Source organism: Oceanisphaera sp. (assembly GCF_052084945.1).
In the GTDB taxonomy this organism is placed as follows: domain Bacteria; phylum Pseudomonadota; class Gammaproteobacteria; order Enterobacterales; family Aeromonadaceae; genus Oceanimonas.
The window spans coordinates 3,740-15,107 of sequence record NZ_JBQDEX010000048.1 but is presented as its reverse complement, the minus strand read 5'-3'; the positions used below and the strand labels follow the sequence as shown (position 1 = coordinate 15,107).

Below are 11,368 nucleotides of genomic sequence, written 5' to 3'. Positions count from 1 at the left end.
GCTTTTTGGTCGAGTTCATAGCGTAAGCCTAAGTTTGTGATTTTAAAGTGCAGGTGATTTTAAAGTGCAGGTCGAGAACAACAATCATTGCCATCTTACTACAAATGACGATTTACTGGCCACCCGAAGCCAAAAATGGTGATTAAAAGAGTGACGAGTGTCCGGTATTTGTAACCATTTACAAAAACGGAGCGGCTGTTATTTACCGATACGCCATGTATACTCGTTTTTTTGTGTATTTTGACCTTAAAGAAGTAATCTCATGCAAGAGTATCTCGATTTTTTTACAGACAGCCCCATGCTTGTCATTGTTTGGTTTGGTTTAGTGATTGCCATTATTGCCACAAGCGTGATGGCTAAGTTAAGTAAAGTGACTGTGCTCAGCACGCAAGAGGCGGTGACGCTTATTAATAAGCAAGAGGGTACGGTGATTGATATACGTGGCGCCGAAGACTTTCGTAAGGGCCATATTGCCAATGCCATTAATGTGCCAGCATCTCAGCTGAAAGAGAATAACTTAAACCTCATTAAAAAATATCAGCATAAGCCGATTTTGTTAGTGTGTGAAAGTGGTGTGACGACAGGCAGCATTGGTCGATTACTGTCTAAAAGTGGCTTTGACCAGGTGAACACCTTACGAGGTGGCTTGGCTGAATGGCGCACTCAAAATTTCCCCGTTACTAAACGTTAATTTTTAATACATTTAATAAGGATATCCCATGGCTGAAGAAGTAAACGGTGCAGGCACTGAAGAGCAGCAACAAGTTGAATTTCAAATCCAGCGTATTTATCTAAAAGACGTGTCTTTTGAAGCGCCCGGCACGCCTGTGGTCTTTCAAAAAGAATGGCAGCCCGAAGTGAAGCTAGACCTAGACACTAAGAGCTCTCGTTTGGGTGACAATATTTTTGAGGTTATCTTAACGCTCACCGTAACTTGTCAACTTGATGAAAATGAAACGGCTTATTTGTGTGAAATTCAGCAAGCCGGCGTATTTACTATTGGCAATATGGCCGACCAACAACTGGCGCACTGCTTGGGTGCTTTCTGCCCTAATATTCTGTTCCCCTATGCCCGTGAAACTGTGGGCAGCTTAGTCGGTCGTGGCTCTTTCCCGCAGCTAAACCTTGCGCCCGTTAACTTTGATGCCTTATTTGCGGCACACGTGCAGCGTGCACAAGAGCAGCAGCAAGCGCCAGAACAGCAGGCTGATGCCTAATGCATAACGATGCCGCCATCTCCGTATTGGGTGCCGGCTCTTATGGTACCGCGCTGGCCATTGCCCTTGCGCGCAATGGCCATAACACCTTGTTGTGGAGCCATAGGGCTGAACAAGTAGCGACCCTATCAGCCGAGCGCTGTAATCGGGTATTTTTACCTGATGCGACTTTTCCTGATAGCTTAATGCCTATTGCTGATTTGCGCCAAGCGGTGCAGGCGAGTCAAAGTTTACTGATTGTGGTGCCCAGCCATGTGTTTGCCGATGTGCTTAAACAGGTTAAACCGTTTTTGCGCCCAGACAGTCGTGTCGCTTGGGCCACCAAAGGCCTGGATCCTAATACTGGGGCTTTACTGCAAGAAGTGGCACAGCAAGTATTAGGCGAGCAAACGCCATTGGCCGTATTATCGGGCCCCACCTTTGCTAAAGAGTTGGCCATGGGCTTGCCTACGGCTATCTCTTTGGCGGCGACCGACCCTGAATTTGGTCAAGACTTAGCTGATTTATTACATTGTGGCCGTTCATTTAGAGTGTATTTGAATGACGACATGGTGGGATTACAGCTAGGGGGCGCGGTTAAAAACGTGATTGCGATAGGGGCAGGCTTAGCCGATGGATTAGGTTTTGGCGCTAATGCCCGCACCGCATTAATTACACGGGGGTTGGCTGAGTTACAGCGCTTAGGCGTGGCCTTGGGGGCTCAACACGAAACCTTTATGGGCATGGCCGGTTTGGGTGACTTAGTGCTAACTTGCACTGACAATCAGTCGCGTAACCGCCGTTTTGGGTTGGCGTTAGGCCAAGGCAAAGATGTGCAAACCGCCATGGACGATATTGGCCAAGTGGTTGAAGGGTATCGCAACGCTGCTGAAGTACAGCAATTGGCGCAGCGCAACGGGGTAGAAATGCCTATTTGCGAGCAAGTGTATCAAGTCTTGTATCAAGGCAAAAATGCCAAAGAAGCTGCCATTGCCCTGCTAAGCCGCCATCGTAAAGCGGAGTGACTAAAAGCAGCGCCTAGCGCCCAGCATCAAGCGCCGAGCTAAAACGGTCCAATGAACTGGGCCCTACAAAGGCCGAATAGCCATAAAAAAGGGAACCTAAACGGTTCCCTTTTTATTTGGCGCGCCGTGCCAACATACTGTTAATTAGTAGTAAGAGTGCTCGCCGCGTTCGTGATCCGTTGCGTCGCGTACGCCAGTGATTTCGCCGGCAAACTGCTCAAGCAATTGTTTCTCAATGCCATCTTTTAAGGTGACATCAATCATAGAACAACCATTACAGCCGCCACCAAATTGCAGAATAGCTAAGCCTTCTGGCGTAATCTCAGTTAACACCACTTGGCCACCATGGCTGGCAAGCCCTGGGTTAATTTGCGATTGCAAAATGTACTCAACACGATCAGCTAAAGGTGCATCATCAGGCACTTGTGCCATTTTCGCATTGGGCGCTTTTAGGGTTAATTGTGAGCCCATTTGGTCGCTGACAAAGTCAATTTCAGCGTCTTGTAAGAAAGACTCACTTTGTTTATCAACCACAGCTTCAAAGCCGTTATATGGCAAATGGATATCATCATGCTCAACCGCATCTGGCGGACAATAAGACACACCACACTCTGCATTAGGGGTGCCTGGGTTCACCACAAACACACGAATATTGGTGCCTTCTGGTTGCTGCGATAGCAATTTGCAGAAGTGTTCCTGGGCTGTTTCGGAAATGTTAATCATCGCTATCCTCATAAACCTGACTAAAAAACTCAACTTTTATCATACTCTTGTTGCTCCTGCTTGAATAGCCGTTAACGGCCAAGAGTGCGGCATACGGCCCATACTTCTACCTTTATTACTCCTTGATCGTACAATAGCTGGGTTAGCTCAGTCATGGTGCTGCCGGTGGTTATCACATCATCTAATAGCGCCACATGCTGATAGTTGAGAGCACCACAAGTAAACGCTTGGTGTAAGTTTTGTTGGCGCTGGCGGCGGTTAAGGTGGGTTTGTGATGCCGTTGAGCGCACGCGTTTTAAGCAGGTGTTATCTATTGCTATGGGCAGAATGTCTTGCATTCCGCGGGCTATTTCATCGGCTTGGTTATAACCACGGCGCACCTTTCGCCACCAATACAGGGGCACTGGCATTACAACCTCGGGGTAGGGAGCGGTTATTTGACGGGCAAGCAGCTGCCCTATTAAGCGGCCATTAATTGCTCGCTGATGATATTTTAAGTCATGAATTAAACGTGCGTAAGGCGGCATAAAATCTGCTAATACTTGCATACGCTGCCACAGCGGTGGGCGGCGCTGGCATTGGCCGCAGTGGGCATCGGCCACCGACAACGGAAACGCACACAATGGGCAGGGATAAGATAGTTTGGGCAACTCAGCCCGGCACAAATCACAAATTAGCGCTTGCTGCTGGCAGTCGTGTCGACACAACAAGCACTGGCCCCACCATAACGGGTGAGATTGTAAGCGAGTGAACAAGCGTTTTATCATGGCAGCATAACCAGCAAAGGGTAGTGTAATGAGTGTATACGTAGAAAGGCGAGGCCAAGGGCCAAATTTGGTGTTATTACATGGTTGGGGTATGAATGGTGCGGTCTGGGATGGGTTGGCAGCGCGCTTAGAAGATGACGTTAGCTTACATATAGTTGACTTACCCGGCTTTGGCCATAGCCAAGCGCTGGCCCCTGATGCCACTTTATCTGACTGGGTGCAGGCCATATTAGCCGTGGTGCCTCAGCAAGCTGCTTGGTTGGGCTGGTCGTTAGGGGGGCTGTTGGCCACACAAGCCGCTTTGTTAGCGCCCAATAGGGTAAGTCAGCTGATCACCCTTGCCAGCTCGCCCTGTTTTGTGGCTACTGATACTTGGCCTGGCATTAAGCCGCAGGTATTGGCTAACTTTGAACAGCAGTTATTAGCCGATCACCAGATGGTGGTTAATCGTTTTTTAGCGCTGCAAGTCATGGGCAGTGAGCATGCTCGCGAAGACATTCGTCAATTAAAAACCAGCCTAGCCGCTAAACCCGCCCCTAACCCTATTGCCTTAGCCGCAGGCTTAGCTTTGTTAGGCGAGGTGGATCAACGCGCCCAGTTAGCTGAGTTGCGTACGCCGTTATTGCGCCTTTATGGCCGTTTAGACGGCTTAGTTCCTCATCAAGTGATTGCTATGGTGGATGCGCTATTACCAGAGCCTGCTCAGTATCGACAGTGCCATATAGAAGCCAAAGCCTCTCATGCGGCCTTTATTTCCCATCCAGATGCGACCGCTGAGCGTATTAAGCACTTCTTACAGCACCAATAACTCCGGCCACTAATTGTGGTTATTTTTTCATCATTTCAAGCTGATAATTTATGTGGCTTGGCTTATAGTGAGTAGCAACGGCTGGTTTAATAGGAGTCTAGGTTGATGATGAATCCGATGGTAATACCCACTATTGCACCTTTGGCGGTGGATCCTACGAATGAAACGGCCAAAACAGATAAAACGCGTCGGGCGAGTATGCCGGTTATCACCGCCATTATGCCCTATGCTGCTATTCGCCCGCGCCATCAAGACCGAGAGCGAGACCGCCGCCAGGCCGCTTTTGAGGCATGGCTGGGTTTACGTAACGGAGCCACCTGCTTGATAGGGGCGAATACGGGGATGAGCCGCCGACTGAATGTGATCAGCCAGCGCTACACGCATGAAGATGATGACGAAGGATTAGTATTAGATGTAGAAGTATAAGTGGAGTAAATATAAGTTGTTTAACGCAGTGCGTTGCAGTTGACACCTCAACTCCACTACTTGCCCCTGAGCCTTATATTGCTGTGCACACATGAAAACAGCAGTTCAACTGCTGCTCCTTGACTCTACTCTCAGCTCACTTATGATTCTAACAATCTGATAGTAAAGAATTAATATTAAACCTAATGGTTAATTACCCGTTAGGCTTAGTTAAGTGACGGGAGATGAAAAATGGCAGACTTAGATTATCTTAATACCACTATTACCTTAGCGCGCGAAAACGTAGCTCGCGGTGGCCAACCCTTTGGTGCTTTGTTAGTACAAGATGGCAAGGTATTGAGCGAGGGCGTAAATGAAAGTTACATTGAGCATGACTGCACGGCCCACGCCGAAATTCAGGCGCTGCGTAATGCCGGCAAGCAACATCACACTAGCTCTTTTGTTGGTAGTACCATGTATGCCAGCGGCAAGCCTTGTGCCATGTGCATGGCGGCCATGATCCAGGCAGGTGTGTCTAAGTTGGTCTATTGTGCCGATGACGATGTGGGCGAGGGCTACGGCTGGTCTACCGAATATTTATACGAGCGCATGCAGCGTGATTTTGGCAGCCAAGGTATAGAAACAACTCATTTGCCACTAGACGAAAAAACACAGGTATTTGAGTTGTATAAAGCGCAACACGGTAAAGGCAACAACGAGCAGATGAAAGGTTAAGAGACAGCCGTAAGCCGTCAGCGATAAGCTATCAGCTAAAGGAAAACTAAAGGCTAAGGGCAGCGCCAAGCGCCCGGCGCCCAGCTAAACAAAGAGCGGTATTTATGTTTATGCCGTCATCCTGATGCACATCAGGATCTCGTTTTAGATTTTAGTGACCTAAAACCTATTTGCCACGGAATCCACGGAAGAACACGGAACAATAGTGATAAGGTACTGAAAGTACTAAAGCCAAGATAACAGCCTTATGGGTAAGGGCTAAACACTGTACCTTCAAGATGCGAGCTCTTAGTTATTCGTTGCTCTTATCTTGGCTTAATTTTTCTGTGGCGAAAAAAGTCTTTGCTTTTTAACGCTTATCTTGAGGAGCTCACCATCAAACACTTGATCTTGATTAACCCTAACAGCAATAGCGATGTGACTGCCGCCATGGTGGAGCAGGCGCAAGCCGTGCTGGGTAATAGTGTGCGTGTGATTGGCAAAACCAACGCCCAAGCGCCGCCGTTACTCGCAAGCCCAGCCGATATGCAGTTAGCCGAGCAGGGCGTATTGCAGTTAGGTCTACAGGCCGAGCAAGTGTTGCGCCATTTAGGACAAAATGGCGTGATCATGGTGGCCGCATTCAGTGACCCAGGCTTGGCTGAGTTACGAGAGCAGGTATCGGTTCCGGTCTTGGGCATAGGCGAGAGTGTGTTACAGGAGGCCGCTTCTGATAAGCGACGTTTTGGCATAGTCACTATTACTCCCGATGCCGATTTACTGGCGTCTTTTACTACCAGAGTTGATGAGCTAGGCATGGGGGAGCAATACTGCGGCGCACGCGTTACACAAGGTGATGCCCAAACGCTGTTAGCTCATTCTGAGTTATTAGATAAGGCGCTCACTGTGGCCATTAATGCCTTGTTGAGTGAGGGTGCCAAGGCCATTATTCTTGGTGGTGGGCCGCTATCTGCCGCCGCCGAGCGTTTGCAGCCGCAGTTTAATGCTGCGCTGCTTAATCCGGTAGCGGTGACGGCTAAAGCGGCGTACCGAGGCGAATTAACGCTTTGGAATTAATATGACGACCACTTATTCGCGTTTACGTCTTATTTTAGGTGATCAACTTAACGCCCGTCACTCTTGGTTTAAAGAGCAAGACGCCAATACCTTATATGTGATTGCCGAACTACATCAAGAAGCTCAGTATGTGGTGCACCATGTGCAAAAAGTGTGTGCGTTTTTTGCTGCCATGCAGCAGTTTGCGCAGGCTCTGAGCACTGCAGGCTTTCAAGTTCTGCATTTAACCTTGGATGATACCCAAGATGCTGTCGATTTAGCGCAATTAGTTAGCGACTTAATTAACAAGTATCAGATCCAGCAATTTGAGTATCAACTGCCTGATGAATATCGGCTGCGTAAACAGCTGGCCGATGTTCGTGCTCAGTTAACCATTGCTAGCCAAGCTGTGAGCAGTGAGCACTTTTTTTTGACTGATGACGAATTGCCCCAGTATTTTAGCGCCAATAAAGCCCACCGTTTAGAAGCCTTTTATCGCAAAATGCGCAAGCGTTTTCAGATCCTAATGGATGATGATAGCCAACCCGAAGGCGGCCAATGGAACTTTGATGCTAATAACCGTAATAAGCTAAAAGCGGCAGATTTAAGCACAGTGCCCGCACCGCTGTTATTTGCCAATGACGTTAGCGATATTTTAGCGCGCCTAAAACGTCATAATATTACTACCCTAGGCCGTGACGAACCTCAGTTACTGTGGCCGGTTAATCGCCAGCAAGCTAAGCAGTTGCTCGACTATTTTTGCCATTATTGCTTACCGCATTTTGGTACCTTTCAAGATGCCATGACCCGCCACTTAAATGCGCCATTAGATAACCGCCAGTGGAGCTTATTTCACTCGCGGTTATCCTTTGCGCTTAATACTAAAATGATTAGCCCACAACAGGTGATTCATCAGGTATTGGCCACCTTTAGGGCGCAATCGGCGGTTAACACCATTGATATTGCGCAAGTTGAAGGCTTTATTCGGCAAATTTTAGGGTGGCGAGAATTTGTGCGTGGCATGTACTGGGCCAATATGCCGGATTACGCCAAACGTAACGCTCTGTTAGCGCAGCAAGAATTACCGGCGTGGTTTTGGAATGGCAACACCCAAATGAACTGCCTGCAACATGCCATTACTCAATCCCTTGATTATGCCTATGCGCATCATATTCAGCGGCTGATGCTCACCGGTAACTTTTGTTTGCTCAGTGGTATTAGCCCCGATCAAGTAGATGCTTGGTATTTAGGCATTTATATTGATGCCCTAGAGTGGGTTGAAATGCCCAATACTCGTGGCATGAGCCAGTTTGCCGATGGCGGCTTAGTGGGCTCTAAAGCCTATGCCGCTGGGGGCAATTATGTGAATAAAATGACCGATTATTGTGGCGATTGTCACTATCAGGTTACTCACATCACCGAGCCTAATGCGTGCCCATTAAATGCCCTGTATTGGCGTTTTATGCATCAACATCAAGAAGTGCTGAACAGCAACCCACGCAATGCGTTTGTTTATGCCAATTGGAAGAAAAAAACCGCAGCACAACAACAAGCAATATTAGATCGCGCCGAACAATGTCTAACTGAGATAGAGACGCTATAAATGGCCATTGCTGTGGTGTGGCTGAAACGCGATTTACGCTTGGCTGATCACCAACCCTTGTGTGATGCTGCAGCCACAGGCCTACCTGTGTTATTGGTGTACTGCTTTGAGCCTATGCAGCTCACTGATGCGCATTTTTCCCCTCGCCATTGGCGCTTTGTGCGTGAGTCATTGCAAGATATGCAGCAGCGCTTACCAAGAGGCAGCCTGTACGTTATTAAACAAGATGTGCTTACCGCGTTCGCGCAGCTGCATCAGCATTTTGGTATTGGGCAGTTATTTTCTCATCAAGAGGTGGGGCTAAATAATACCTTTGAGCGTGATAAGGCGGTACAAACTTGGTGCAATCAGCAACAGATTAGTTGGCACCAAGCCCCTTATGGGGCTGTAGTGCGGGGGTTAACTCAGCGTAATACCTGGGATAAACACTGGAAAAAAGTCATGCGTGCCCCAGTAGCCGATGTTGAGCTTGCCAAAGTCAACTGGTGTACCCAAGCCACAGCCCTACCTCACTTTAAGTGTGTGAGTGATTATCCGGTGACGGCCAACTCTGCATTTCAAACCGGTGGCCAGCAGGCTGCTTGGCAGACCTTAGATTCATTTTTTGCCGAACGCGGCCACGTTTATTTTAAATCTATTTCTAGCCCGGTATTAAGCCAAACCCATTGTTCGCGTTTATCGGCGTATTTGGCGTGGGGCAATGTGAGTTTGCGCCAAGTGTATCAGGCCTTACTGAAGAACTGGCAGCAACCGGGGTGGCGACGCAGCTTGGTGGCGTTAAGCGCGCGTTTGCACTGGCATTGCCATTTTATTCAAAAGTTTGAAAGCCAAAGTAGTATGGAGTTTCACCCCATTAATAGCGGTTATCGGCATTTGCCCAGAGTGACAGGGGCACTTGCAGAGCAGCGGTTATTGGCGTGGCAACAAGGGCAAACTGGCATTCCTATGGTGGATGCCTGCATGCGCAGCTTGCAGCATACGGGGTATTTAAATTTTAGAATGCGCGCCATGTTGGTGAGTTTTTTGTGTCATCACCTAGCGCTAGATTGGCGAGCCGGTGTGCATCATTTAGCGCAATTATTCTTAGATTTTGAGCCGGGCATTCATTATGCCCAGTTTCAAATGCAGGCGGGTATTACCGGTATTAATACTGTTCGTATTTATAGCCCAGCTAAGCAGGGGCAAGAAAAAGATCCTAACGGAGATTTTATTAAAACTTGGGTGCCCGAGTTAGCCAATGTGCCGGCGCCCTTAGTGCACACTCCTTGGTTGCTGTCTGACATGGAGTGTTTAATGTATAACTTTGAGCTGGGGGTGGATTACCCCAAGCCCATCGTCGATTTAGCGCAAAGTTATGCTGATGCTCAGGCGTTATTATGGGGCTGGCGCGAAAAGCCCGCGGTTAAACGCGAAAATACCCGGTTACTGCAACGCCATGTGCGCTTACAGCGCACCGGCAAAGCGTAATTTATCCAGCAATTGCATATCGAGTACTACGTCCGCCACCAGGCAGCTTTATTAATATACCCCGTTCAATTAGCGCGGCGAGATGCCGGGTAGCAGTGGCTTTACTGACTTTAGCTACTCGCTGATATTGGGTGGCATTAATACCGAGTGCAAAGTCACCTTCTAATAATCTATTCACTACTTTACGCTGTGGCTCTAACAAGGGCTGGTCGTTATGCTGCTGCCAAAATTTAGCCTTAAACAGGGTGTGCTCAATTTTGTTAAGTGCATCATCTAGCGCTGCAAGTAGTGCATCGCAAAACCAGCTCACCCATAGCGTGATATCTACCCCACCTTTTTGCGTAGCTTCCAGTACTTCATAATACCGGCTGCGCTGTTTTAAGATGGCTTCAGACATGGCGTATAAGCGGATACTTTGCTGATCTGCTTGTGCTAACGCACGGTCGGTGAGTGCCCGCGTGATACGGCCATTGCCATCTTCAAACGGATGTAGGGTAATAAGCCACAGGTGGGTGATGGCGGCGCGAATAATGGGATCTAACACCGGCTCATGCAAAGACTGATTAAACCAGTGCATAAAAAGTTTGAGCTCTGCATCAAGGTGCTCGCGTGCTGGCGCTTGGTAATGAACTTTTGGCCTATCGATGGGGCCAGACACTATTGGCATTGGCGCTTCGCCGCGCAAGGTGCCACCTTCTATCTGGTACATCAAAGACGTTTGGCCCTGAAATAACCAGTAATGCCATTTTAATAACGTATCAAGCGTTAACGGCTGCTGCCATTCGATCACTGCATCTTTCATTATGCTTGCTACGCCATGAGACTTATCAGAAACTGCGACTGGGCTGTCAATCGCAATACCCAACTGGCGAGCCAGTGAAGAACGCACGCCATAAACATCTAACGTTTCACTTTCTATGGCTGACGAGGCAATAATATTTGCGAGTAAGGCATCTAAGCTAAAGCGATTGTCGCCATCAACTAACGACGCTTTGCCGCTAAGCTGTCCTAAACGGTGATGTATCGACCGCAATTTGGGCTGCACTAATGCGTCTTGCCAAGTAAAGTTCGGCCAGTCAGCTTGTTGCCAAAGCCACAAAGGAGTTGTCATTAGAAACCTTAAAATTGAATAAGTCTGCATGAGCCGATTAGTTTTATAATCGGCTCATATAATGAGCCAAAAGATAGCGCTATTCGGCTCATGGCACAAGCGGGGTGTTTATTGATAGTCGATGAGGCGCAAGAGGATGAGCCCACAGTAGCGCCGATATTGTATGGAGCATTTATCGGCTCTGTTATGTGATGGTCTGTGGTGCAGGCTCCTTTATCCGGCTTTCGGCTACGGAGCCGCAGGTGGGCATTGTCTGTTAAGCCGTCATCCTGACGAACGTCAGGAGCCGCTCTTGATTGTTAGGTTATGAGTTTTGTCGGTAGACAGCACTGATATCAGCATACTGCACGAATGTAGTCGCGCGCTTCAGCCGCGAAATGGCGCGCAGCGCCATCCCAACGCCATGTCCATCCTCATACACTGGTGTTAGTCTGCAATAGCCGAAAAAAGGGCCTACCCCACCGACACGCTCAAGTACCTCCCTGTAACGCTC

General features: G+C 48.4%; 13 protein-coding genes. 9 read left to right on the top strand and 4 right to left on the bottom strand.

Features of this window, described 5'->3' with window-relative positions; genetic code table 11:
* Positions 1-262: 262 nt before the first annotated feature.
* Genes ACTHY5_RS06285 through gpsA form a run of 3 tightly spaced genes read left to right on the top strand, consistent with a single transcriptional unit; the run spans position 263 to position 2,221 of the window.
* Positions 263-691 (top strand): rhodanese-like domain-containing protein, encoded by a 429-nt coding sequence (locus ACTHY5_RS06285; RefSeq protein WP_441877851.1) that lies wholly within the window; start codon positions 263-265, stop codon positions 689-691.
* Between the two features lie 28 nt (positions 692-719).
* Positions 720-1,217, top strand: coding sequence for a protein-export chaperone SecB (secB, locus tag ACTHY5_RS06280; RefSeq protein ID WP_441877849.1), 498 nt, complete (start codon positions 720-722; stop codon positions 1,215-1,217).
* Positions 1,217-2,221, top strand: a complete 1,005-nt coding sequence (gpsA, locus tag ACTHY5_RS06275; RefSeq protein ID WP_441877847.1) for an NAD(P)H-dependent glycerol-3-phosphate dehydrogenase — start codon at positions 1,217-1,219, stop codon at positions 2,219-2,221. Before secB ends, gpsA begins: the two co-directional genes overlap by 1 nt.
* A gap of 144 nt (positions 2,222-2,365) precedes the next feature.
* Here gpsA and nfuA read toward each other — a convergent pair whose 3' ends face one another.
* The gene (gene nfuA, locus ACTHY5_RS06270) at positions 2,366-2,944 is read right to left on the bottom strand and encodes a Fe-S biogenesis protein NfuA (protein ID WP_441877845.1); all 579 of its coding nucleotides are present in this window, start codon (positions 2,942-2,944) and stop codon (positions 2,366-2,368) included.
* A gap of 71 nt (positions 2,945-3,015) precedes the next feature.
* Complete coding sequence (locus tag ACTHY5_RS06265) at positions 3,016-3,711, bottom strand: ComF family protein (RefSeq protein WP_441877843.1); 696 nt, start codon at positions 3,709-3,711, stop codon at positions 3,016-3,018.
* A 28-nt stretch (positions 3,712-3,739) separates the two neighbouring features.
* Here ACTHY5_RS06265 and bioH point away from each other — a divergent pair, with 28 nt between their 5' ends.
* The 6 genes from bioH (at position 3,740) to ACTHY5_RS06235 (ending at position 9,764) form a co-directional block, all read left to right on the top strand.
* On the top strand, positions 3,740-4,519 hold the full coding sequence (bioH, locus tag ACTHY5_RS06260; RefSeq protein ID WP_441877841.1) for a pimeloyl-ACP methyl ester esterase BioH: 780 nt from the start codon (positions 3,740-3,742) through the stop codon (positions 4,517-4,519).
* A gap of 105 nt (positions 4,520-4,624) precedes the next feature.
* Positions 4,625-4,945 (top strand): hypothetical protein, encoded by a 321-nt coding sequence (locus ACTHY5_RS06255; RefSeq protein WP_441877839.1) that lies wholly within the window; start codon positions 4,625-4,627, stop codon positions 4,943-4,945.
* Between the two features lie 231 nt (positions 4,946-5,176).
* Positions 5,177-5,659, top strand: a complete 483-nt coding sequence (locus ACTHY5_RS06250) for a nucleoside deaminase (RefSeq protein WP_441877837.1) — start codon at positions 5,177-5,179, stop codon at positions 5,657-5,659.
* A 342-nt stretch (positions 5,660-6,001) separates the two neighbouring features.
* Positions 6,002-6,715, top strand: a complete 714-nt coding sequence (locus tag ACTHY5_RS06245; protein ID WP_441877835.1) for an aspartate/glutamate racemase family protein — start codon at positions 6,002-6,004, stop codon at positions 6,713-6,715.
* A gap of 1 nt (position 6,716) precedes the next feature.
* A complete protein-coding gene (locus ACTHY5_RS06240; RefSeq protein ID WP_441877833.1) occupies positions 6,717-8,297 on the top strand; it encodes a cryptochrome/photolyase family protein in 1,581 nt (526 codons plus the stop codon).
* Positions 8,298-9,764: an FAD-binding domain-containing protein gene (locus tag ACTHY5_RS06235; RefSeq protein WP_441877831.1), complete on the top strand. Its 1,467-nt coding sequence runs from the start codon at positions 8,298-8,300 to the stop codon at positions 9,762-9,764. It abuts the gene before it with no gap.
* 1 nt (position 9,765) lies between these two features.
* On the opposite strand, the gene ACTHY5_RS06230 is transcribed toward ACTHY5_RS06235, so the two are convergent.
* Both ACTHY5_RS06230 and ACTHY5_RS06225 read right to left on the bottom strand, forming a co-directional pair.
* On the bottom strand, positions 9,766-10,875 hold the full coding sequence (locus ACTHY5_RS06230) for a Fic family protein (protein ID WP_441877829.1): 1,110 nt from the start codon (positions 10,873-10,875) through the stop codon (positions 9,766-9,768).
* 304 nt (positions 10,876-11,179) lie between these two features.
* A partial coding sequence (locus ACTHY5_RS06225) for a hypothetical protein (RefSeq protein ID WP_441877827.1) occupies positions 11,180-11,368 on the bottom strand: 189 nt, incomplete at its 5' end.